Origin of the sequence: Chlamydophila parapsittaci, assembly GCF_006385615.1 — a bacterium.
GTDB classification, from domain to species: domain Bacteria; phylum Chlamydiota; class Chlamydiia; order Chlamydiales; family Chlamydiaceae; genus Chlamydia; species Chlamydia psittaci.
The window spans coordinates 1,082,866-1,107,603 of sequence record NZ_CP041038.1 but is presented as its reverse complement, the minus strand read 5'-3'; the positions used below and the strand labels follow the sequence as shown (position 1 = coordinate 1,107,603).

The following is a 24,738-nucleotide window of genomic DNA, read 5'->3' as shown; positions in this document are numbered from 1 at the left end:
GTAATATTGATAAAAAAAATAAGACCTGAAATAATAAATAAAAGACTCAAAACAATTAATATTATTATTTGAGATTTTGTTGGTCTCTTTTTTTCCATGTATCGACAAACTACTTCTTGCTTTGGAAGTGTTTGGAAGGCAAAAAGATTGGAAGTTTCCATATGTCATACTAAATAAAAGAAACAAAATTATAATTATAAACGACATATGTTTATAATATACTACGGTTAGAAACGATAAAACGTACAAACTACAAACACAATAGCTATTCTACTTTTGATTTCTTAAATAAATTAAACTCACCTTCTTACATTTCAGTTCTAGTAGTATTGACAACTAACAATACTCAGTCTAACATGGCTCTCTCTGAAATTGACAAGACCCCTCCTGTATTTTGAAAGAGTATAAGCTAGAAAACATTCGAAACTTTTCTATTATTGCGCATATTGACCACGGGAAATCTACAATTGCTGACCGTTTACTTGAAAGTACAAGTACAGTCGAGCAAAGAGAAATGCGCGAGCAGCTCCTTGATTCCATGGATCTAGAAAGAGAGCGTGGTATCACAATCAAAGCGCACCCAGTGACTATGTATTATGAATACAATGGGGAAGTTTATCAGCTTAACCTTATAGACACGCCTGGGCACGTGGATTTTTCTTATGAAGTATCACGATCCTTAGCTGCCTGTGAAGGAGCTCTTTTAATTGTTGACGCAGCTCAAGGTGTGCAAGCTCAAAGTTTAGCTAACGTTTATCTCGCCTTAGAGCGTGATTTGGAAATCATTCCTATTTTAAATAAAATTGATTTACCAGCCGCAAACCCTGAAAAAATCCGAAAGCAAATAGAAGATTACATAGGGTTAGATACTACAAATGCGATCGCCTGCTCAGCAAAAACTGGGGAAGGAATCTCTGACATTCTTGAAGCAATTGTTGAGTTAATCCCTCCACCTAAACCTCCTGAAGAAACTGAATTAAAAGCTTTGATTTTTGATTCTCACTATGATCCTTATGTAGGCATTATGGTGTATGTCCGCGTGATTAGCGGAGAAATTAAAAAAGGTGATCGCATTACCTTTATGGCAACAAAAGGATCATCATTTGAGGTATTAGGCGTAGGAGCTTTTCTTCCTGAAGCAACGTTAATTGAGGGATCTTTACGAGCAGGTCAGGTAGGCTATTTCATAGCCAACTTAAAAAAAGTCAAGGATGTAAAGATTGGCGATACGGTAACTACAGTAAAGCATCCTGCTAAGGTACCTTTAGATGGATTCAAGGAAATCAATCCTGTAGTGTTTGCTGGTATTTACCCTATTGATTCTTCAGATTTTGATGCTTTAAAAGACGCTTTAAGCCGTTTACAACTTAACGATTCTGCTTTAACGATCGAACAAGAAAGTAGCCATTCTTTAGGCTTTGGTTTTCGCTGTGGGTTTTTAGGATTACTGCATTTAGAGATCGTTTTTGAAAGAATCATCCGAGAGTTTGATCTCGACATTATTGCTACAGCGCCCAGTGTAATTTATAAGGTTGTCTTAAAAAATGGCAAAACTTTGTTCATAGACAATCCTACCGCCTATCCAGATCCCTCGATCATAGAACACATGGAAGAGCCTTGGGTACATGTCAATATCATTACACCACAAGAGTACTTAAGCAGTATTATGAATCTATGTTTGGATAAGCGTGGTGTATGCTTAAAAACAGAAATGTTAGATCAACACAGGTTAGTGCTTTCTTATGATCTTCCTTTAAATGAAATTGTCTCTGATTTTAACGATAAATTAAAATCTGTGACTAAGGGTTATGGATCTTTTGATTATCGTTTGGGAGATTACCGTAAAGGATCTATCATCAAACTTGAAATTCTAATCAACGACGAACCCGTTGATGCTTTTTCTTGCCTTGTACATAGAGATAAAGCTGAAGCACGCGGAAGAAGTATCTGCGAAAAGCTCGTCGATGTGATTCCTCAACAACTTTTTAAAATCCCCGTCCAAGCTGCTATCAATAAAAAAGTAATTGCTAGAGAAACTATTCGCGCTCTTTCTAAGAATGTGACTGCAAAGTGTTACGGCGGTGATATCACGAGAAAACGTAAACTCTGGGAAAAACAGAAAAAAGGTAAAAAGCGGATGAAGGAATTTGGAAAAGTCTCTATTCCAAACACTGCTTTTATCGAAGTTCTCAAAATAGATTAGTAAGCCGTAAAGATATGTTACTATGCCCTTCCGATAGGAAACTTGAGGTTGGGATAAGTTACTTTTTTATATTCCTCTACATTCTACTCCAGAAACTTAGAATAGACCAACAAAAAGGGGCGTTGTAAGTTATCCCTAAAGATAACAAGAGAGTTGCTCAAAAAATCAACTTAAGTCAACGCTCTCGTATTTTCTCAAATTATTTTACTAGAGTTGTTGTTTTGGACCCTATCCAATCTGTATGATAGAACTCCCCTCGAGGTCTATCCTTACGTTCATAAGTATGAGCTCCGAAATAGTCTCTTAATCCTTGAGCTAAAGCTATTGAAGAGTCTTTTGTTCGATAACCATCATAAAATGTCAATGCAGCTGCTAAACAAGGGATAGGATATCCTGAACCCACGCCATAGGCAACGGTTCTTCGCCAACCTGGTTCGGAATTTTGTAATACCGTCTTGAAATAGGTTTGTAAAATTAACGAAGGTGCTTCCGGCTCATTTTCGAAACCTTTATGGATAGCATCTAGAAAAACACTTTGGATAATGCATCCGCCTCTCCACAATAGGGCTAACTCTCCGAAATTTAAATTCCATTGATGCTCTTCAGATGCTTGGTTCAATAACATGAATCCTTGAGCATAACTTATGATTTTCGAAGCGTATAGCGCTTGAAAAACATCTTCTATAAAAAGATGAGGGTCTCGAGGTTTTTCAAAAACGATAGGAATACCCGGAAGTTCTTGAGCTGCTCGCTCGCGAATAGTTTTCCAAGAAGAGAGGAAGCGGGCTAACACAGATTCAATAATTAGCGAAAGAGGGACGCCTGAATCGATAGCATCAATAGCAGTCCAACGTCCTGTTCCTTTTTGTCCAGCAACATCTAAAATGGTATCAATAACTGGGAAGCCATTGGAGTCTTTTAAAGAGAGAACTTCCACAGAAATTCTCATCAGGTAACTTTCTAATTCACGTGTATTCCATTCAGCAAAAATCGATGATACCGCTTCAGGAGATATATCCAAACGTGATCTTAATAAGCCATAAGCCTCACAAATTAACTGTATGTCTCCATATTCTATGCCATTATGTACAGTTTTTACATAATGTCCTGCTCCTCCGGGTCCAACCCAGCAGCAGCAAGGGTTCCCGTTAACCTTAGCAGAAATACTTTGGAAGATAGGTGCTATTTCTGGCCAGGCATCACTATTCCCTCCTGGCATAATAGCAGGTCCATGACGAGCGCCTTCTTCTCCTCCAGAGATGCCCATGCCTATGAATAATACGCCTTTTTCCTTAAGATCACGGCATCGTCTTTCTGAATCTTTATAATAGCTATTCCCTCCATCGATGATAATATCACCAGCTTCAAGATAAGGGAGTAGCGAATCAATACTTTGATCCACAGGAGTTCCTGCTTTAATCATCAGCATGATTTTTCTAGGACGTTTTAAAGAACGTACAAAAGATTCTAATTTTTCATGTCCTTGAAGTTCGGGGCTTTGAGAATGTTCTTGAAGAAACTCTCGAGTTTTCTCTGGACTCCGATTATAGACAGACACAGAAAAACCATGGTCGATCATATTCAACACAAGATTTTTCCCCATTACAGCTAAACCAATTAGCCCAATATCCGCACCTGCTTTCTCTGCCACCAATCCTCCTCCACACTTAAATTAGACGCAAAACGAGTTTTTTCTTCTTTCCCTGTGCTAATAACACATATTGATCGAAACATACCTGAGTTTCTTCACAAACACTGTGTTCATTCTCAATAGGTTCACTATTCACATAGAGACCTTTCTGCTCGATCAATCTTCTAGCTTCTCCTTTAGAACTACAGACCCCTAATGTAACAAAAAGATCTATCCACCGTTTGCCGAGAGCCTGAGCTCTTTCTAAAGAGACTCCCTGGCCCATAGCAATAAGATCTTGGAAATCCTTCTCAGAAACTGAAGATACTTTACCAGGATGCATACTTTGGGTGACTATCTGAGCTTCTCTTAGTCCATCTTCACCGTGTATAGAGGTTACTATAGTTTCGGCAACAAACTTTTTCACAGCTACCGGATCTAATAAAAACTTTTGATCTAGATCAAAGATTTCTTCATTACTCAATAAAGTTAACGTACGTGCGACTTTAGGCACTTCTTGATCTGGAAGCCGTAAAAAGTACTGATATAACTCATAGGCAGATGTTAGCTTGGGGTCCAACCAAATTGTTCCTGATTCTGTCTTCCCAATCTTCTTACCTTGGCTATTCGTTAACAATGGATAAGTCAAACCATAAGCCTGTCCCAATCCAAGACGACGAATGTAATCAATTCCTGAAGTAATGTTCCCCCATTGATCACTTCCTCCGCATTGCAAACATACTCCATGCTTCTCAAAGAGATAAGCAAAATCATATGATTGCAAAAGCATGTAGCTAAATTCAGTATAGCTAATGCCCTCTTCAGACTGAACACGCTGTTTGACTGTATCTTTACCGAGCATAGCGCCTAGTCTAAAATGCTTCCCTACGTCTCGCAAGAAATCTATCACAGTAGTTTCTTTCAACCAATCCATGTTATTTACTATTTGCAATCCGGGTAAATAGCGAGAAAGACATTCTGAGAGTTTCTGGCTATTATAAGCGACTTGGCTTTCCTCAAGTAGGGTACGTTCTATGCTTTTCCCTGAAGGATCTCCTATCATTCCGGTAGCAGAACCTACAAGAGCTACAGGAGTGATACCAAAGCTAGCCATTCTACGCAAAAAGCATATCCCTATCCAATGTCCTATATGAAGAGAAGGAGCGGTAGGATCAAATCCAAGATAGGCAGAAACTGGGGTACTTACGCTATCTAATCCTGAGGAAAAATTTTCGAGAATTCCCCGATCTTGCAAGTGTTGTATAAAATCCCGCATCGCAATAACAAAAAATCTTAATAATTGCAGGACTATCTTAACGATCAGTACTCTTATATGCAAGATTCCTTAGGAATTTACTCTAGAAAAAAAATAAACAGATAAAAATTCCACTTTAATTTAAAATAGATCAATTCTTTTACTTAAAGGTTATTTTAATAATGATAAGCCCAACTCTAGAAAATACTTCTTGTATCAGCCGTTTACAAGCCAAAGCAGTGGATTTTATTCACTCCAAAACTGTTTCTCGTATTATTTCTGTAGCTCTTATTACTCTAGCTATTGTAGCAACGGTAGGGAGTTGTGTGGCTATGACACTGACTTTGAACCTTTGGTTCTTATTACTTAGTGCTGTTGGGGGAGTCGCATTGTCTCTTGGAATTATGAGCATCTTCATGTTGAATGTGAAACCACAACCAGAGAGAATTTCTTAAAGAAAAGCAGATAAAGCCGCTCGGAGCTTGATCAGGGCTTTGGAATGAATCTGGGATACTCGTGATTCGCTAACTCCTAGAATCTTTCCAATTTCCTTAAGAACAAGCTCTTCATAGTAGTATAGAGCCATCACCTTTCTTTCTTTCTCTTCAAGGCCCTCTATAGCACTTGCTAAGAATGAAGAGAATTCCTTTTTATCAACAATGTCATATCCTGTTTCTGCTCTTTCATCAGCAATGCGTTCTTCTAGAGCTACACCAGATTCACCATCAGATAACGAGGGTCTTTCCTCGTTTAAAGAAATAATTAATGCGGGCCGAGCTGAAGCAAACCAGCCAGAAAGCTCTTGTTGAGAAATTTGGAAATACTCACAAAGATCACCATCCGTAGGCTCTCTCCCGAGTGACAGACGCAGGGCGTCCATAGCATCAGCAAGCTTATTTGCCTTTTGATGTACGCTTCTTGGCACCCAATCCTGCTTCCTTAAATCATCGATAATTGCTGCTTTAATTAAAAATAAAGCATACCCCTCAAAACGACGACTCTTTTCAGGGTTAAAACGTTCAACAGCTCGAACTAAACCCTCAACTCCGGAAGCATAAAGATCCTCGGTCTTTACATGGGAAGGCATACCTGAAATTAGGCGGTGAGCCACACACTTAACTAAGTGCAGGTAAAAATCAATCAGAGTATCTCGATACTCGATTTCTTGAGTCTGCCAATAAAGTTCCCAAATCTCAGAAATGTTCTGCGTATTTTGTGTTTTCACAAATTTTTTCTTTCAATAATTATTTTAAGATTAAATAAAAAAAATATTTTAAACAATACCTCAATTAAAATATTTTATTTGTTTTAAAAAGATAAATTTCACAATTAAAGTGTCAAAACCTCGTCAGAAACTGATCCTAGCAAAGAAATAGGGATTTCTTCTGGAAGTTCATTATGTGATAAAACAAGTAGATCTGGAAAGTGAGGTTCTATCATTTTCCTTAGTTCGAAACGCGACTCGCATCCCGTAATGATAGCACGAAAATCCCCTCCTGCTGATTGATTTAAAAGAGTCTGTACTTGGCCAATCACCTTATCACACATTAATGGATTAGATTTTGAATATAAATCACCTATCATACGTTCTACATGAGAATCTACTGTGATGATCTCTAGTGTATTTTTCTGATCCCAAAGAGCTCTTCCTATATGTTTCCCTAGGTATTTTCTAATTTTCTCGGCGAGTATCTCTGGATTTTCTTCTGGAGATCCATATAACGCTATTGCTTCCAATACCTTAGGGAACAACCTTAAAGATACACGTTCTTTGACTAGGCCTTTTACGAGAAAGAGTAAGGAATTTTCAGATATTTTTTTGGGAATAATCTCATCGATAGAGATACCCAAAACATTTTGCGCTTGTCGTACAAGCATTTTGACATACTTTCCGTGAATAGCCTCTGGGAGTAGATTTCTTAGTATTGGCAAAAGACGAGATAAAGAAATTTCTTCAAGATGAAAATGTTTTCCATAGCAACTCAAAGTTGCTTGTTTGCCACGATAAAAAATCTTCATCTCTTGATGTAAGAATACTCCTGTTTCATTGAAGATCTCTTCTCGTGCTTGTGCATATAGCTCGTGAGGGTTGACTCCTGTGTAATCTGTAGGAAGAGAGAGATGTATTTGTTGGAATATTTCAGATAAAGTTTCAGGATCCTGTATATCCTTGGGTTGTTTATATGCGATGAGCAATGCAATAGCAAAAGCAAGAACAGGAGCTTTAGGAGTCCCTGGGATAAACAGTAGTGAGGAAAATAAAAGAGCAATCGTTCGAAAATGCACTCGCGCTTGCTCGTAATAATCTAGCATATACTCAAGAAGAGATTCTTTTTGGCCAACCTTGGATATCAAGGTAGCTGCCGCACATGATGTCATGAGTGCAGGCACCTGGCTTACTAAAGCATCTCCTACCACGGTGAGCCATAAATTTGCTGATTCTCCATCGGAAGAACAAGCAAAATAGGCAGCTGCTATCGAATTAACAATGAGTAAAATACAACTAACAACAGCATCTCCTTTTACAAAGCGAAATACTCCCTCCATCGAAGAAAAAAAATCGCTCTCTTCAAAAAGATCTTGTTTTTGTTTTTCCACATCGATCGTAGAGGCTCGTCCAGATACAAGATCGGCATCTAGTGACATTTGCTTGCCAGGAAGAGCTTCTAAAATAAATCTTGCACGTACTTCGGCGACTCTTTCAGATCCCTTAGCAATGACAAGAAAATTTACTAAAAAAAACAGACAGCAGGCAGCAATTCCTGCTCCTAAACTCCCTAGGGAAAAAAAATTCCCCAAAGAAAAAATCATAGGTGATGCCCAACCGGAGGATAAAATTAATCGCGTTGAAGCAAGATTCAATCCTAAACGAAATAAGCAAAGGTACAAAAATAACGCAGGGAAGAGCCTAGCTTCAAGGCTAGATTTTAAAGAAAATACCCAAAATACAACGGTTAGCGATAAAATAAAGTTGATACATAGACCAGTATCTAAAAGTAGCTGAGGTAAAGGAATCAAAAAAGAAAGAAGAATACCTAAGGGAATGAGAGCCATTCTCCATAATTTCTCTTGTTTGCTTGTCACCAAGCGCCTCCCTTATGAGACTCTCTTATTTTCTTCAATAACGACAAAAAACATATATCTTCAAGAAAAACTCTTACGATAAAGATTCGTGAATTTTAGGTTATGTTTATCTTGTAGACTATTTTCTTCTGTGCTAACGTCTTTATTTCTTAGAGACATTTGTACGGAGTATAGCGCAGCCTGGTTAGCGCGGTTGCTTTGGGAGCAATAGGTCGGGGGTTCGAATCCCTCTACTCCGAATTGTTAGTCTCGTTATTAAAAGATTTTCAGGAAATCACAAATGGCAAAATTGATTATTGCATCCGAAGACGAAACACAAGAGTTTGAACTTCAAGACGGTTCTAGCATAGCAGAGCCTTGTGAATCTTCAGGGATTCCTTTTGCATGTACAGAAGGAGTATGTGGCACCTGTGTTATCGAGGTTGTAGAAGGCAAAGAAAATCTTTCTAATTTCACAGAAGAAGAGAAAGACTTTCTCGGAGATTGTGAAGACTCTAATGAACGTCTTGCCTGTCAGTGTAAAATTAACGGCGGATGTGTTAAAATTACCTTTTAAGCTCCATTCCTTAAAAAATTAAAAACGTTAAGACATTTTTATATACGGGCGAGGTATGTAAGGTTTGCTTTACATTCCGGGAAAACTTGCGTTTTGGGCCCGAAGTTCTTGAAAAAAAACTCTCTATACCCTAAGGCTGGAATACTTTAAAATATTAATAACTTTTAGTCATAAAAAAAATTAATATTTTATGTTTCAACCTATTCATAATCGTGAGCCGTCTCAACTCCTTTCCGAGACCTCCGCAATACCAGGTAATAGAAATAATACAGAAGTTAAAAAGGCAGCCCTTGCAACCATCGCGGGCTTAGCCTTTATTGGCGTGGTAACAACCCTTGCTTTAGCTATTACTTTTTCGATGCCAGCTCTTGCTGCTGCCGTAGTTGCTTGCTCTATCATAGCCGTAGCGTGTTGTATTCTTCTTAATAAAGAGCTTGTTGCTTCATCATCTCTTCCTCAAGAGACTTTCCCAGAAAGAGGATCAGAACTATCCATACCCGACCTTTCTCCACCTCTTTCTTTCCAATCAGAAGATCTATCAACACCAGAGTACACTCCTCCTCCTTCTCCAACATTCCAAGATCCTCAAGATATACCACCATCCTCAACATTCCCAGCTCCTCAGGATGTACCACTACCCCAAACATTCCAAGAGCCTCAGGATGTACCATCATCTCCAACTCCTCCACCTCAGGTTTTGCCTGCAGCTGCAGCGGCTCCTTTGCAAACTGTCCCGAATTTTACGGAATTACTTGACGGTCTGACGAAACTCGCATCCCGACAAGATATCCAAACCCCTCAATTTGATCCTATCGACCAAAACACCACTTTCTCGGGATGGCAGGTCCCTCATACTGAAACAGTACTTGTCTCTACATGCGGTGACATTACTACACCTAGATTCCTCACCAAAGACCTCACCCCTATGCTAGTAAATGCTGCCAACGATACTATGTACAGACATGGCGGAGGAACTAATTACGTCTTTACTCGAGCAGTTAGTCGTCGAGGATGGCAAAATTCCACCGAAGGCAAGGCACGTTTAAATATTGGCGAATGTACTGCGGGTAAATGGATAAATGCAAACGGCACAACCAATGACGGGGACTCTTCGGCTCCTGCATTACTCGCACAACTTTTAGGACCAACAGCCAACCAACTGAATAATGACGCACTCAGATGCTATGAGACCGTAACTAAAGCCTATGAAAATTGTTTAGCTAAAGCTGTGGAAAAAGGCGCCAAATATGTTCAGTTACCCCTTATCTCATCCAGCCTTTTCGCTCCTCCAGCAAATCTAGCAGGAGGTACTGTGCGAGCTGAATGGATAGATGCTGTGAAAGCAGCCTTAGTAACTGCTGTTACGAATTTTGCTACGCAAAATCCAAATTCTCAAATGATCATTGTTGTCACAGATATCGCTAATCCCCCCTTAGGCTAACATAAGATCACCTTGTCGTGGATCTACAACAAGTATGTGTTGTAGATCTATGGCATCATAACCCCAAGATCCTCTCTTATTGCTCCTAGAAGCAAAATCCCAAGACATTTTCTTATAGAAAACGTGCTGATGGTGTGTTTATATTTCTACCTATAAGTACTTTGAATAAACGTACAAAAGGGCTTGCAAGGCACATTTGAGATGAATTATAGCAGCTCAACTTCTGAATAAAATCTAAGTTGCCAACTTTGTTGTATTATCTTTACTATATCGATAACATTGAATAGCAAAACATAAACACTAAGAAAAAGATGTATAAAATTGAGAGCATCTTCGTCTCTACTTTAAACTGAGTATTTTTTCACGATATCGCGAAGACGGCTCAAAAATCCAAGCATCCTTCTCTACCATAATATGATATCCGATCTCACTGCCGCATCTTTCAAACACATACAATCCTACCCCGAAATATCCCCCAAAAAAAGTAGCATAGTATCAAGAATCCTCCCGATTATTATTATGCTTGTCTTCGCGTACTTAGCTATACTCGGAGCTATTATTTCTTCTTTAGTTACAGGAATATTCCCTCTGTTCTCTATTTGCGCCTTCGCAATTCCTCTTGTTATTGCGTCTCTATTTCTTCTTAGGAGAACCTCTCAACAGAAATTACAACAAAAAGATGTTACACCTCTTCTAGGTACGCCATTCTTAATTGAAATCAATGAAAACACAAAACATACAAAAATTTTAGAACAATACTGTGAAGTAGTGAATATGTGGAACACCTTACCGCGCATCTTCGGAGAAACTACCCCTTCCCTATTAAATAAGGTTTGAAAAATTAACAATTCAAAAACCGTTCTCTTTGCAACTACAGGAACCGTTTATTCCCCACGTGTGCATTGCTGTTGCAACCTCATGATCGTATTAGAACGGAATACACTCCTTTCAGACTTATGCACTTTAAACATCTCTGACGAAATTCCTATAGAGATGCAGGAAGGTCAATGTATCTCCATACCATGGAAAAACTCTGATGGCTCTAGCAACAAGAAACAACTAGGATTACCTAATTTCCTAGGCATCATTCAGGAGCTTGATCCTGAACTCTATAATCACCATCCCGTGATTGCTTTTGCCCTGGCAAAAGCTACGTATACTAATTGCCTAAACGAGGCTATCAGACAAGGTGTGGACATGATTCAAATTCCCCTAATTTCCACTGCGCCTACTCAGCTCTCCTCAAATCCTCAAGTAGCAGCTGATTGGAAGGCTGCTATACAAACAGGTTTGGTTGCTGCATTAATCAATTTTGCAACCTCACAGCCTGACACCATTATGAACGTTGTTATTGTGAGTTCCCCGGGATTAGGACTTCCATTGTGAAATACTCAATATTGTAAATCACTCATTTTCAATAGACAATAAATAATATAAATAAAACTATTACTTTTATTTAAAAAAATTTTTATAATTTTAATTATGTCACATGAAAAAATTCCCTCGGGTAATCATCCATTACCCCCACACCAACTATTTAATTTAAATCCTAAGGACAGATTCCCCGTAAAAGGCTATCTGAATAGGGTTTTATATAACCCAAACACTCGAGAGACTACTCGAAAAGTGCTTGCGATCATAGGCGGACTTGCTTTAGCTGGAGGAATTGCCTGTGGGATTACTCTCGGAGTGCTTGGAGCCCCTGGCCTAGTGATTGCTACAGCTATTGGCGTTACCTTAGGAACTATTTTATTAGGAGCCTCCATTGCGCTTCTACCCAGCAAAATGAAAAAAGATATTAGGGGGAAAATAGAAAGCGCTTTAGAAGCAAACAGGCCCTATGACTTCCTTTCTTCCGATCTTGCCAACTCTTTGAAAGCAAATTTCACAGAGAGCTCATCACTACCTAAAAATATGCAAGCCCCTGGAGTTGAAGATATCGACGTCTTTACAGCAAAAAACAACTCCAAAGTCAAACTCGTAACTTTTAAAACTCCATCATTCCTATCTCCTATTATGGATCGCGGCACAGGTGTATCGCGGGTATGTTTCATACCTCCAGAAGCAGATCTGACGCGTCCCGAAACTATGCGGAATAGTTCTTTAGATTTATTTAAAATAGAAATTGGAACTCGTGGTTGGAATACAAATTTAGCAGAATTTTCGCAAACACCGAAAACACCTGCAGGATGGTCACGCAGTTCGTGGAGCAATATCGCAGAATCTGCAACAGATGACAGTCCTCAATACCTGATTAGTGCGTGGAATCCCTTTGGAAATTACCCAAAAACAGATAATGAGCAACTCGAGCACACACGCCACCCTCTTTATGGGAGGAAAAGCTTTGACCGTCAAAAAGAGATGTTTTCTCGTTTCTTTCAGTCACTAGTAGCTAGTGGTGTGCACAGCATTAGCATTTACGGAAACGATCTTTTGTTCCCTAAAAATCAGCTTGATGCCCCCTATATTGACATGTTTGCACCACTTGATAGTGATTTTGAAAGTAGAGTTGCCACAGCACTATCCTCAGCCTTAGCTGAAATAGCACAAGACCCCGAGAATAACCTAACTGTGTGTCTCTACGGTATAGGAAGCAACCCTCTACACAAACCCAAACCTGTATCTTACAAACAAATTGATATTGATGATTTGGAAGACGATTAAGGTTTTCTTCTCAAAAGCAGCACAACCTCTATCTTTTCTCATCTCAGAGAATGGTTGGGCTGCCCTAAAATTCTATAAGTTCATCAATATGAGTTTTTTAAACTAATCAAATAAAAACTTTAAAAACAAAAAATGTGATTGTGAAAGTTAAGTTTTTATTTAATTTATATTTTTCTTTTTGATGAATACCCTCAAATAGTCTAGACTTGGTTTTCGGTTTGCTTTTAAAGCGCTTTTTGCCCTCTCTATAGCAGCCCTTTTAGAACTATTTTAGGTTTTTATGATCAATCCCCCAGCCCAAGAACAAGCTGTTAGACGTTACACGCATTCTGTCAAAATTGGGAATCTTTATGTAGGTAGCGACCACTCGATAAAAACGCAATCAATGACAACAACCCCTACAGCAGATGTTGACGCTACGGTTGAGCAAATCTGTGCCTTAGTAGAAGCTAGGTGTGAAATTGTTCGTGTTACCGTACAAGGAATTAAAGAATCTCAAGCATGCGAGCATATAAAAGAACGTTTGCTTGCCTTAGGCATAGATGTTCCTCTTGTAGCTGATATCCATTTCTTTCCTCAAGCAGCGATGCATGTCGCAGATTTTGTAGACAAAGTCCGTATTAACCCAGGAAACTTCGTTGATAAACGCAACATGTTCACGGGGAAAACATATACAGATAAACAATATGCCGACAGCCTTCTTCGATTAGAAGAAAAATTCTCTCCTCTTGTTGAGAAATGTAAGCGTCTAGGGAAAGCAATGAGAATTGGAGTGAATCACGGTTCTCTTTCCGAACGTGTTATGCAACGTTATGGCGATACCATTGAGGGTATGGTAGTTTCGGCACTTGAGTATATTGAAATATGTGAAAAGCTTGATTACCGAGATGTTGTTTTCTCCATGAAGTCTAGCAACCCTAAAGTCATGGTTGCTGCGTACCGTCAGTTAGCTAAAGATCTTGACGCCCGTGGCTGGCATTATCCTCTACATCTAGGGGTTACTGAAGCAGGAATGGGAATGGATGGGATTATTAAATCCGCTGTTGGTATAGGGACTCTCCTCACAGAAGGTTTAGGTGATACCATTCGTTGTTCTTTAACAGGGTGTCCGACACAAGAAGTCCCTGTTTGTGAAAGTTTATTAAAATATACAGAGACATACCTGAATCTTCCTAAGAGAAATAACCCTTTTGCTTTAGAAAATTCTGAAAGTTTCGTCAATGCTTCCAAGAAAATCACAAAAACAACCCCTTGGGGATCTGTTTATGGTGTTTTTGTTAAACTGAATGAAGATCATATCTTAAATACCACAGTTGAACATCTACTTGAGCAATTAGGAATCAACCCTAAAAATGGGAAAAAAGAGTTCACCGCTCCTGATGGTGTGGTTGTTCCAAAAAGTTTTATTGGCACTTCGATTCTTGAAAAATTAGAAGAGCACTTCATTGTTTTCCATCATCATGAAGTACCCTGCCTTTATGATTATAACAAAGAGATCTGGAACAAAGAGGAAGTGTTAAGTGCGCCTTTCGTGCATTTTCACGCCTCACCTCCGTTTATTCACAGTACAAGAGAGTTCTTTGAACATAAAGAATGTGAGCAACAACCTGTAAAATTGGTATTTTCAAAAGATCTCGATGATGAATCTGAAGCAGCGGTAGCTATAGCTACAGAATTCGGAGCACTACTCCTGGATGGTTTAGGAGAAGCTGTAATTTTGGATCTTCCTAATATTCCACTTACCGCAGTTCGAGAAATTGCCTTCGGCACCTTACAAAGTGCTGGCGTACGTTTAGTAAAAACCGAGTATATCTCATGTCCTGGATGCGGAAGAACTCTCTTTGACCTTCCTGAAGTGACAAAACGTATTCACGACAAAACACAACATCTTGTAGGATTAAAAATTGCCGTTATGGGATGTATTGTTAACGGCCCAGGAGAAATGGCAGATGCTGATTTTGGATTTGTAGGGTCTAAAACCGGAATGATCGATCTCTATGTCAAACACACATGCGTGAAAGCGCATATCCCCATGGAAAAAGCTGAAGAAGAGCTTGTAAGTCTTCTGAAAGAACATGGTGTATGGAAAGATCCTGAATGAGACATTTTTAGCTATGGCACAATCTACGACTACAGGTAACCACCTAAATAAACTAACTTTCCCAGAGCTCTCCGACCTCCCCCTACGTCATGGATTGTTCCCTAAGCAAACAGATGCAGAAGGCTACGTCTATGTACCTAAAAATGATGAGATCCGTAAAGCTCTAGGTGCTGAACGTTTTTGTGATCTCCATCAAGTGCATAGCACGAGTTTACGTCATGCTACATATACAACCCCTTCAGGATGCCCTGCTGATGGATTGTATACTCATGATCCTATGCTTTCTCTACATATCCGACATTCTGATTGCCAACCGGCTATTTTCTACGATCCAGAAAATCATGTCGTCGCTAATGTACATTGTGGATGGCGAGGACTTGTGGGAAATATCTACGCAGTAACTGTAGCTACATTAAAACGTGTATATAACTCCCGTCCCCAAGACTTGATTGTTGTGATAGGCCCTTCTCTAGGTCCGGATTATGCAATTTATCCCGATTATAGAGAGCTTTTTCCCCCGAGTTTTTTTGCCTTCATGCCAAAGGAAAATCATTTGGATTTCCGTGCTATAGCGAGAAAACAGTTGCTAGATCTTGGAATCTCAAGTTCTAAAATTACGATTTCTGAACGGTGTACATATACCGAACATGAGATTTTCTTCTCTTCTCGGTACCGCAACTACTATTCAGAACCTAACGTGATAGATACACCTATAAAAAAGAACAACGTCACTGCTGTTCTTCTTCTTCCTAGATGATCCTATGATTTTAAAAATCAAGTAACCCTTCTGGTTGTTCTATAGCATCTTTGATTTTGATAAGGAAACCAACCGCCTCTTTACCATCGATGATACGATGGTCGTAGCTAAAGGCAACATACATCATATCCGCAATGGCGATTGTATTATCGATCACTACAGGGCGTTTTTCTATTTTGTGCATTCCCAATATCCCCACTTGAGGAGGATTGATAATCGGCGTAGAAAGTAAGGAACCATACACCCCACCATTGGTAATAGTGAAACTTCCTCCTTCTAACTCTGGAAGAGAAATTAAACCATCTCGAGCTCTACTTGCCAAATCTGCAAGTTTCACTTCGATATCGCCACTAGAGAGTTTATCGCACTCACGAATCACAGGGACAACAAGACCGCGTTCTGTTCCTACAGCAATGGAAATATCGTAATACTGACGATAGACAATTTCATCGCCATCAATATACGCATTTACACGGGGATAAGCCTTCAGAGCTTCAATAACTGCTTTTATGAAAAAGGACATCAAACCGAGTTTCACATTATAGCGAGAAGAAAAGGCCTCTTGTTTTTCCTTCCGAAGTTGCATCAGAGGGGTCATATGAATCTCATTGAATGTTGTTAACATTGCTGATTCATGAAGAGCTGTAACTAAACGTCGAGAAATCGTTTTGCGTATGGATGACATACGCTCACGAACCTCATTTTTAGCTCCCGAACGTTGCGGTTCTTCTTGCATTTTCTCACGTAAAGGAACAAATGTTTTTCCCTCAGAAGGAGGATTGTGAGCTGTAGACCTCGGGAAATTAATAATCTCCGCATCTACTGTCTCCTCTACCGGAGTTTCCTTCGCTGTACTTTCGGAAACAGATTCATTAGCATCATAGATCTTAGCAACGATTCCACCGACGGCAACAACGTCTCCTTCAGCGACAGACCAAACGATCCTTCCCGATATAGGAGCATAGATAAGTTGATTTACCTTATCGCTTTCGATCTCCATAATACCTTGATTCTCCTGAACCAGACTCTCTGAAGTCACCAAAAGAGAAGCTATGGTGACTTCGCTTACGGATTCAGCGACATTTGGAATGCGTACTTCTGTGATCATACATTACCTAAAGAAAACAATGTTTCCATTAATGTTAAAAGTTCTTGTTGGCTAAGACGTGCAGAACCTGTAGCTGTTGAACTACTTCTTGGTCTGCTAACGCACTTTAATTTTTTAGGGAGAATCTCTTCAGTAGCCATGAAAATATAATCATAAGCACCCATATTCTGAGGTTCTTCTTGAAGCCAAACGTAATGCTCGACTTTAGAATACTTGCCAATCAAGGAAAGAAGATCTTCGAGATGTAAAGGATACAAACTCTCAATACGCAAACAAGCAAAGTCTTTCTTACGTTCTTGAGGTAAGGCACCTTTAAAATCATAATATACCTTGCCAGAACACAATACTAATACCTTAGCATCATAATTAGGCTCGGTATCTTCAAGGATAGGACGAAACCCTCCTGGTTCCGTAAACTCATCAATAAGGCTTGTACATTCAGGATGCCGCAAAAGCATTTTTGGAGTGAAGATCACCAGGGGTAAAGATAAATCTCGTTTTGTATGTTCACGCAGGATACGGAAATATTGTACCGGAGTAGAAGGAATCACAACTTGAAAATTCCAATTCGCAGCCAGCTGTAAATACCTTTCTATACGTGCTGAAGAGTGTTCTGGCCCCTGTCCTTCGTAGCCATGAGGAAGAAGAACAACGAGATCAGAGTGTAGATCCCATTTTTGAATCGCAGATGAAATATACTGATCAAAAATAATCTGCGCTCCATTGGAAAAATCTCCAAATTGCGCTTCCCATAAAACAAGAGTACGCTCTGCTTGCTGAGCATAACCATATTCGAAGCCTAGCACAGCATATTCAGATAATGGCGAATTATAAATATCTACAGAGCCTTGATCAGGAGATAAATGATACAAAGGTGTGTAAGTATCTCCAGATTGGATATCACTCCATAATAAATGTCGCTGGCTGAAGGTCCCACGAATAGCATCTTGTCCTGAAAGACGTAGGGAAAATTTCTCGATCAATAAAGAAGCAAAGGCTAGCTCTTCCGCCATCCCCCAATCATAGCCAATTTCTCCTTTAGCCATTTTCATTCTCTTATCAAGCAGAGCTTTTACCTTAGGATGGGGTGTAAAGTTTTCAGGAAGACCACACAATTTAGAACTTATATGAAATACCGTATCACGCGTTAAGGAAACATCGATATCATTCATTAATAACTCACCGAGATCCATACGATCGCAATGACGACAATCTCTTTTGGGGAGTTTGTGGTTTTCTTCTTGCTTTAATGATTGGAATTCTTTGTTGAGAGTATCCTGAACGCTTTTTTCAAGTTTCTCCAAACGATCTTCGGAGATTTCTTCACGATAGTTATCTAACAAATACTTCTTATAAATCTCGCGAATGGTCTGTTTTTTCTTAATTTCATCGTAGAGCAGAGGCGCTGTTATTGAAGGATCATCACTTTCATTATGACCGTATTTACGATAACAGCATAAATCGATAATTACGTCGCAACTAAATTCTTCACGTACCTTCAGAGAATACTCTATAGCCTGCAAACAAGCGAAAACATCCTCAGCATTCACACGAAATACCGGGATGCCCAACATCTTAGCAATATCTGTACAGTAAGGTGTGGAGCGTGATTCTCTAGGCTGAGCAGTAAATCCTATATGGTTGTTTACAACAATGTGTAACGTTCCCCCTGTGGAATACCCAGGAATCTGACTTAATTGTAAAGTCTCATACACGACTCCTTGTCCTGAAAATGCGGCATCGCCATGAACAAGAATCGCTAAACAAGAATGTTCCTTACCAGAATCCGCTTGATGTTGCAAAGCTGCCACAACCCCCTCAACAACAGGATCCACAGCTTCTAAATGGCTAGGATTTGGCAACATGACGAATGTCACTTCCTCACCATTTTTACCAAGAGATCTAGCTACATATCCCTTGTGATACTTCACATCACCAACTGTATCTAAACCTCGAGATTGAGGATTATCCTCAAACTCCATAAACACTTGGGAATAAGGCTTGCCTAAAACATTAGTTAAAACATTCAACCGCCCACGGTGAGCCATACCAAGAATGTAACTTGTGATATCTTGAGTAACACCGTAGCGAACAAGATGTTCAAGCATGGAGACCAAACTTTCACACCCTTCTAAGGAGAACCTTTTCTGCCCTGTAAATTTTATTTGTAAGAACTCTTCAAAAAAGGTTGCCTTACATATATCTTGATAGGAACGCAAAAGCTCTTCTGGAGATCGTTGAGGAGGCTTACTCTCCATGAGCTTCCATACATACTCTTGCAATTGAGGAGAACACGCAAGGGTTTCTACAGAGATACTACGACAGTAAAAGTTTTTTAATGCTTGGATTAAATCACGCACAGGAACTTTAGGCTGAGGGAGGAGACCTAAAGAAGGGACAATTTCATTAAGATCTATATTCTTGATCTTTTCTTGAATCAAAGGAGAAGGATTAACGGAAGTTAAGGGAGAAATCTGACTTTGTAAATAACCATAATAACGGTATATCATACAAAGGAATTGAGCTTTCTTTTCTTGCAGAGCAGCGTATGCTTCTTCATTTCCTGAAGATGCTGAGGCAGCACCTTCCTGACCTAATTGGTATCCTTCAAAAAAATATTTCCATGAAGGATCCAATGTTTCATGATTTAGAAATTTTTGAAACATAGCCTCGATCCAATCCATATCCGAAGAATGGACTTGTCCAGCAAACTCTGAATCCATATGATATTTGTTCTCGATAGATGCGATCTGAATTTCGTTTCATAGCAAATTTTTATTTTTCAAAAAAAACAATCTTTGTTTTTTTTCTATAGTTGAAAAAAAGCAAAGGATACATTACATCTGCTCTCTAGAATACAGGATGGTGCCCACTAGATGAAAAGTGAACGTCTAAAAAAACTCGAATCTGAATTACGTGACTTAACCCAGTGGATGCAATTGGGTTTGGTTCCTAAAAAAGAAATCGACCGTCACAAAGAAGAAATGCGTTCTTTAGAAAACAAAATCCATGAGGAGAAGGAGCGTCTGCAACTTCTAAAAGAAAGTGGTGAAGTTGAAGAGTTTGTTACTCCAAGACGCAGTCCTGCAAAAACGGTATATCCTGACGGGCCAAGTATGTCTGATATGGAGTTTGTGGAAGCTACGGAAACTGAAATTGATATTGATCCCGGTGAGACCGTAGAAATCGATCTTCATGATGAAGATCGAGAAGAAGGTGCTGCAGAAATCGATTACTCTAGTGACGATGACGAGGATCCTTTTAGCGACCGAAATCGTTGGAGACGTGGGGGCATTGTTGACCCCGATGCTAATGAATGGTAAATCGCCTTTAGCCCTTTATATCCATTTTCCTTTCTGTTCAAAGAAGTGTCATTACTGTAGCTTTTATACGATTCCTTACAACTCTGAATCGGTAAATTTGTATTGTAATGCGATTCTTCAAGAGGGTTTGCAAAAACTTTCTACGATCAAGGACACGCATTTCATAGATACTGTATTTCTTGGTGGAGGAACACCCTCATTAATTCCTCCACACTATCTTCACAACATAATTCAAACGCTCGCTCCCCACGCTCAAGAAATCACCCTAGAAGCTAATCCCGAAGATCTTTCTGAGGTCTATTTAAGAGAACTGCTTCTCACTGCTGTGAATAGGATTAGTATTGGAGCACAAACTTTTCATGATCCCCTTCTTAAAGCCTTAGGCAGGATCCACTCCTCAGCAGCATCTATAGACGCTGTACACCGCTGTTATGAACATGGATATAATAATATCTCCATAGATCTTATTTATGGTCTGCCAACACAATCCCTAGCAGATTTTATCGCGGACCTTCATCAAGCCCTGACTCTTCCGATTTCGCATATCTCTCTTTATAATCTCACCCTAGACCCTCATACATCTTTTTATAAGCACCGTCGTATTCTAGCTTCCTCCATTGCTAATGATGACATACTTGCCGCGATGAGCCTATCTGCTGAAGAACTCCTTACCTCACGTGGATTTTCTCGTTATGAACTCGCCTCTTATGCAAAACCTCAAGCGCAATCCAAACATAATCTGTATTATTGGACAGATAAACCCTTTCTAGGTTTAGGAGTTTCTGCCTCACAATATATGCATAAGGTACGGTCAAAAAATCTCTCAAGAATCTCTCAGTATCTACGTGCAGTACGTAAAAATCTTCCTGTTCATGAATCTACAGAGAGCTTACCAGAAAACGAACGCATCAAAGAAGCTCTAGCTCTAAGATTACGTCTTACCGAAGGAGCTAGATGGAAAGATTTCCCTGCTCCATTAATGGAGTCTCTTGCCTCCCTTCCTCTTATTAAAGAACTCTTCGATAGCAATAACGAATTTTTATTCTTAAATAAACAAGGTCGTTTATTTCATGATACTATTGCTGAAGAAATCATGAACATTTCTTTTTAATTTTAATAATAATTAATAATTGTTATTGGATTTTATTAAAAAGACAATTAATTGTTATTAAAAATATGAAAGATAAAACAGATAATAAAGTAAACGATGATTTCTCATTAGAAAATATCCAAAGCAGAGTACGAGCAAAAGTAGAGACTAACCCCGCTTTATTTACTCTAACGGGATCAACCATCACATCAACAAAACCCATTGATATGAATAATCAAAATATCAGTGGCTTAGCAGCACCGAAACAAAATTCCGATGCTGTATCCTTAGACTACCTACAATCCAACTACGTGTCTAAGACTGACCCTAATTCGGGGTACTTATCTACAAAAGGTGGGACCATGTCAGGGAACATCAATATGGGAGGAAACTCGATTACCAATGTGAAGATGCCTGATGCAACTGGAGAATCAAAGACTTTAGACCCTTCAGCTGCAGCAACTGTAGGCTATGTTATGGCAACAGCCAATACAGTAACAAATAACCCTGATATTAATGAAGCGGTCACGAAACTGTCTGGTATATCGAGTAAGGTGAGCGTCATTGAAGCTGCTTTAGGAATACCGCCGAGTCAGGAGGCTCCCCCGGAAGGAGAGGAACCCGAAGAGCCAGCTCCTGATACTTCACTGTTTGTAAGCATTTCTGGTAGCACCATGTCAGGTGATTTGGATATGGGAAACAACGCGGTTAAAAATATCAAAACTCCCACAGAGGCTAATCCTAAAGACGCTGCTAATGTCGAGTATGTGCAATCCAAAATCTCTACCCCTCAAATTGGTTTTTTAGGAAATACGATCACTGGATCAACATCAGTTACAGACTATTTTGACTGGAAAACCCCGACTCCACCACCACCACCTGCACCACCACCACCACCGGCTCCGGCTCCAGCAACCCCAGTTTCACCTGTTTCGGATCCTGATGAATCACCAGTAACACCTTCTCCCAGTATTCCCAAGCCAGTACCACCCGCACCAATAAGAATGGAGGCCTCTCAAGGTGGCGAAGCAGGAACAGAAGGAGCTACAGGACAAACAAAAGCTGATAATGTAAGCAGCACACCAATATCAGATAAGTACTTAAAAATTGAAGATTCTGATAAACAAACAATAAAAGTGTTATCCACTGGGATTTTAACACTATCTGTAACAGCTAATTGGAGCGAGAGTACTTCTGCAAACATTAGTGTTATATTAAATCCATCTGCAACAGGAACAGAAAGCTCGGAACCAGCTAACAGAACGACTAAAACTGACACTGTAGTCTATACCGTTTCAGCTATATCGGGACAGAATTTATTCTTCCAGATACCTGTACAAAAACCTTCTGACCTAAAACTGAAATTCACCCCTCCAGCAGCAAATGGTACTCCTTCCCGTGCAAGCAAGACAAGTCTAAACCTCTCTTCATGGTCATGGCAAACGACTTTACTTCCGTCCATCTTTCCAGCAGCAACTACCCCATAGTTTCTGTTGCTAAAATAAGGCTAAGTTCATTACTTAGCCTTGTTCATAATTTAATAAGCCGCGCCTATAAAAGTTATCGTCCAAGTACGTTTGGCAACCGCTGGACTAGATGAAACCTCAAAACTTAAATCTGTTGATACTGACGCTTGATCACCAGGAACAAAAATATAAGTCTTTCCTATCAAACTAGAGTTCGCTTTCCCCGTAACTTTATAACACTCATTTTTCTCCCCTTCTTTAGGTTTAAGGGATAATGTGCAACTGACCTCTGAGGATTTAGCATCAGGAGGCGTAGTAGGAACAGAAGGATCTGGAGGAGAAGGAGGAGCAGGAGGTTCTGTCTGAGTAAAGTCATAGCAAAAAGAAACACAGTAGATGCCTCTGCGCAATAGCGTAACGCCATCCCCATCTTTAGTCTGGATATATAGCTCAGAGTTTTTAGATTTATCATAATCTATGGGTGATGATCCATTAGCAGCTTGTTTTAAACAGACACATGGAATGTCCATTCCCGACCAATTGGGATACGCATTACTTTCAGGTGTTATACTCTGCAACGTTTTTGTGATATCATCTACAGAAACCATTCTTTGGAGATTATCCTTCGAAGTTCCCGTAGAAATCGCGCCTAAGGCAGCCGTTGCTTTGTTTTTTTTAGTTCCTGATATCACAAGATTAGTAATAGTAGGTTCTGGCGCCGTTGGCGAGCTTTGTTCGATTTTTTGAAATCTCAAATCTCCCTGCATAGAATTCCCACCGGCACGCACTAACCATTTAGCCTCCCCAGGTTTTGTCAGGGTGACATTAGGCGGTGTTCCTGTACTAGTCGGTGTGCCTAGATCCTTAATAATTTGATCTAAACCATTTTGAGATGTCAGTTGATTGATACGATTAATCAGATCGGTTACCTTGTGAGCAAGAGCACCTATGTCCTCCTCTACCATACCAACAGAGGCCACATTCGCAGAATCTACAACAGTGGTTTTATACGAAGTAGGTAGACCCACCACAGTATGAGCAGATCCCATGTCAATATCACCGATCATTAATCCACCGGTAGTTCTTAAAAAGATTCCCGCGGTGGTGATTCCTCCTTTTTGCAGGTAATCACTGAGATCGCTTTTTAAAGCAATACTCCCCTGAGGAGCGGGGTCATCAGTACCTCTGACTATGTTGGTAATTCTGTGATTGGAAACGTTCCATGGTTGACGCATGACATTCTTACTTGTGCTATCACTATTAACACAAGAAAATAGAATCTTCTCATCGGGAATCACATTCTGATTTTCAACAACCTCATTCTCATTATTGGAAGTTTCATTTGATTCCTCCGAAGTGGTAGCATTAGCATACTGTGTATTTATATTTTTAATTATATTTTTCATTTTTTAATTTATTAAAAACTTCTATTGATCAATTTTAAATACCAAATAGAATAAAATATTATTTTAAAGTATAGAAATTATTTTATAATAAAAATCTCGACGGATTTACAGAAGAAAAGCTAAGGTATATTGATCGAAAAACATGGAGAGTGTTGTGCCGCAACCAAGCATTATGTCAACGATCGTAAATTTGATCTTTTTTCTATCACCATCTATACCTGTATTCATCTTTTATAGAACGTTATTCAAAGGAGAGCCTTTAGCGCCTAAGAAACATTTTAGAAAGTACAAAACTTATCTATTCATATGCGCATTGATTGTGATCGCCATGCCTATCTTATTGAATATGCTTCAAAGTGTATCCATGGCTTCTGGGAAAGTCAAAATGCGCAGGGCTGTAGCTTTGAATTCCGAATTCATACAATTCCTGACTGCACCGCTTCTTGGCTTCTTTGTTTGGTCGTTAATCGAACCATTTATTCTTTGTAAGAAAATGCGGAAAATAAAAAATCACTACGCAAAACTCGCGAAAGAAGCAGAGCATGCTTCTATGAAATCTGAACAGCCTCCTGTTGCGAAATGTTGCTCAGAGCACTCCTGCTGCAGCAATCTCACAGATATATAGGAAGTATGTATTGAGGAATCTTACACAAA

General features: G+C 39.4%; 18 protein-coding genes, 1 tRNA gene and 1 pseudogene. 13 read left to right on the top strand and 7 right to left on the bottom strand.

All coding sequences use genetic code 11. The annotated features are described in order from the left end of the window. Window positions 1-394: 394 nt before the first annotated feature. Window positions 395-2,203 carry a translation elongation factor 4 gene (gene lepA / locus FI836_RS04920; RefSeq protein WP_014943815.1) on the top strand — a complete coding sequence of 603 codons (1,809 nt, stop codon included), beginning with the start codon at window positions 395-397 and terminating at the stop codon, window positions 2,201-2,203. Window positions 2,204-2,402: 199 nt separating this feature from the next. Here the strand turns inward: lepA and gnd are convergent, their stop codons facing one another. After that, entirely contained in the window at window positions 2,403-3,854 is a 1,452-nt protein-coding gene (gnd, locus tag FI836_RS04915) for a decarboxylating NADP(+)-dependent phosphogluconate dehydrogenase (protein WP_014943814.1), read from the bottom strand. A gap of 16 nt (window positions 3,855-3,870) precedes the next feature. After that, window positions 3,871-5,109 carry a tyrosine--tRNA ligase gene (gene tyrS, locus FI836_RS04910; RefSeq protein WP_006343109.1) on the bottom strand — a complete coding sequence of 413 codons (1,239 nt, stop codon included), beginning with the start codon at window positions 5,107-5,109 and terminating at the stop codon, window positions 3,871-3,873. Window positions 5,110-5,270: 161 nt separating this feature from the next. Between tyrS and FI836_RS04905 the strand changes: the two genes are divergently transcribed. Further along, on the top strand, window positions 5,271-5,543 hold the full coding sequence (locus tag FI836_RS04905) for a hypothetical protein (protein ID WP_006343108.1): 273 nt from the start codon (window positions 5,271-5,273) through the stop codon (window positions 5,541-5,543). On the opposite strand, the gene FI836_RS04900 is transcribed toward FI836_RS04905, so the two are convergent. Both FI836_RS04900 and FI836_RS04895 read right to left on the bottom strand, forming a co-directional pair. Then, entirely contained in the window at window positions 5,540-6,313 is a 774-nt protein-coding gene (locus tag FI836_RS04900; protein WP_014943813.1) for a FliA/WhiG family RNA polymerase sigma factor, read from the bottom strand. The genes FI836_RS04905 and FI836_RS04900 overlap by 4 nt on opposite strands. Before the next feature lie 104 nt (window positions 6,314-6,417). Then, window positions 6,418-8,142 (bottom strand): EscV/YscV/HrcV family type III secretion system export apparatus protein, encoded by a 1,725-nt coding sequence (locus FI836_RS04895; protein WP_006343106.1) that lies wholly within the window; start codon window positions 8,140-8,142, stop codon window positions 6,418-6,420. 194 nt (window positions 8,143-8,336) lie between these two features. Between FI836_RS04895 and FI836_RS04890 the strand changes: the two genes are divergently transcribed. The 7 genes and pseudogenes from FI836_RS04890 to pgeF all read left to right on the top strand — a co-directional run bounded on the left by FI836_RS04890 (window position 8,337) and on the right by pgeF (window position 15,691). Continuing rightward, a tRNA-Pro gene (locus FI836_RS04890) sits at window positions 8,337-8,411 on the top strand. A gap of 41 nt (window positions 8,412-8,452) precedes the next feature. Next, window positions 8,453-8,728, top strand: coding sequence for a 2Fe-2S iron-sulfur cluster-binding protein (locus FI836_RS04885; protein WP_006343104.1), 276 nt, complete (start codon window positions 8,453-8,455; stop codon window positions 8,726-8,728). A gap of 190 nt (window positions 8,729-8,918) precedes the next feature. Continuing rightward, window positions 8,919-10,169 (top strand): macro domain-containing protein, encoded by a 1,251-nt coding sequence (locus tag FI836_RS04880; protein WP_014943811.1) that lies wholly within the window; start codon window positions 8,919-8,921, stop codon window positions 10,167-10,169. Window positions 10,170-10,583: 414 nt separating this feature from the next. After that, window positions 10,584-11,555 (top strand): annotated as a pseudogene (locus FI836_RS04875) (hypothetical protein). 96 nt (window positions 11,556-11,651) lie between these two features. Beyond that, on the top strand, window positions 11,652-12,833 hold the full coding sequence (locus FI836_RS04870) for a DoxX family protein (RefSeq protein WP_006343100.1): 1,182 nt from the start codon (window positions 11,652-11,654) through the stop codon (window positions 12,831-12,833). A 280-nt stretch (window positions 12,834-13,113) separates the two neighbouring features. Beyond that, complete coding sequence (locus FI836_RS04865; protein WP_014943808.1) at window positions 13,114-14,934, top strand: 4-hydroxy-3-methylbut-2-en-1-yl diphosphate synthase; 1,821 nt, start codon at window positions 13,114-13,116, stop codon at window positions 14,932-14,934. 13 nt (window positions 14,935-14,947) lie between these two features. Then, window positions 14,948-15,691, top strand: coding sequence for a peptidoglycan editing factor PgeF (gene pgeF / locus FI836_RS04860; protein ID WP_014943807.1), 744 nt, complete (start codon window positions 14,948-14,950; stop codon window positions 15,689-15,691). 10 nt (window positions 15,692-15,701) lie between these two features. Here the strand turns inward: pgeF and sucB are convergent, their stop codons facing one another. Continuing rightward, window positions 15,702-16,799: a dihydrolipoyllysine-residue succinyltransferase gene (gene sucB / locus FI836_RS04855; protein WP_014943806.1), complete on the bottom strand. Its 1,098-nt coding sequence runs from the start codon at window positions 16,797-16,799 to the stop codon at window positions 15,702-15,704. After that, entirely contained in the window at window positions 16,796-19,522 is a 2,727-nt protein-coding gene (locus FI836_RS04850; RefSeq protein WP_006343096.1) for a 2-oxoglutarate dehydrogenase E1 component, read from the bottom strand. Before FI836_RS04850 ends, sucB begins: the two co-directional genes overlap by 4 nt. Before the next feature lie 153 nt (window positions 19,523-19,675). Between FI836_RS04850 and FI836_RS04845 the strand changes: the two genes are divergently transcribed. The 3 genes from FI836_RS04845 (at window position 19,676) to FI836_RS04835 (ending at window position 22,699) form a co-directional block, all read left to right on the top strand. Beyond that, complete coding sequence (locus tag FI836_RS04845) at window positions 19,676-20,122, top strand: hypothetical protein (RefSeq protein WP_006343095.1); 447 nt, start codon at window positions 19,676-19,678, stop codon at window positions 20,120-20,122. Further along, entirely contained in the window at window positions 20,112-21,233 is a 1,122-nt protein-coding gene (gene hemW / locus FI836_RS04840) for a radical SAM family heme chaperone HemW (protein ID WP_006343094.1), read from the top strand. The genes FI836_RS04845 and hemW overlap by 11 nt, the downstream gene beginning before the upstream one ends. 65 nt (window positions 21,234-21,298) lie before the next feature. Continuing rightward, window positions 21,299-22,699 carry a hypothetical protein gene (locus FI836_RS04835; RefSeq protein ID WP_006343093.1) on the top strand — a complete coding sequence of 467 codons (1,401 nt, stop codon included), beginning with the start codon at window positions 21,299-21,301 and terminating at the stop codon, window positions 22,697-22,699. Window positions 22,700-22,749: 50 nt separating this feature from the next. Here FI836_RS04835 and FI836_RS04830 read toward each other — a convergent pair whose 3' ends face one another. Beyond that, window positions 22,750-24,084, bottom strand: a complete 1,335-nt coding sequence (locus FI836_RS04830) for a hypothetical protein (protein ID WP_014943805.1) — start codon at window positions 24,082-24,084, stop codon at window positions 22,750-22,752. Window positions 24,085-24,448: 364 nt separating this feature from the next. Between FI836_RS04830 and FI836_RS05405 the strand changes: the two genes are divergently transcribed. Further along, on the top strand, window positions 24,449-24,709 hold the full coding sequence (locus FI836_RS05405; protein WP_013747354.1) for a hypothetical protein: 261 nt from the start codon (window positions 24,449-24,451) through the stop codon (window positions 24,707-24,709). Window positions 24,710-24,738 lie beyond the last annotated feature (29 nt).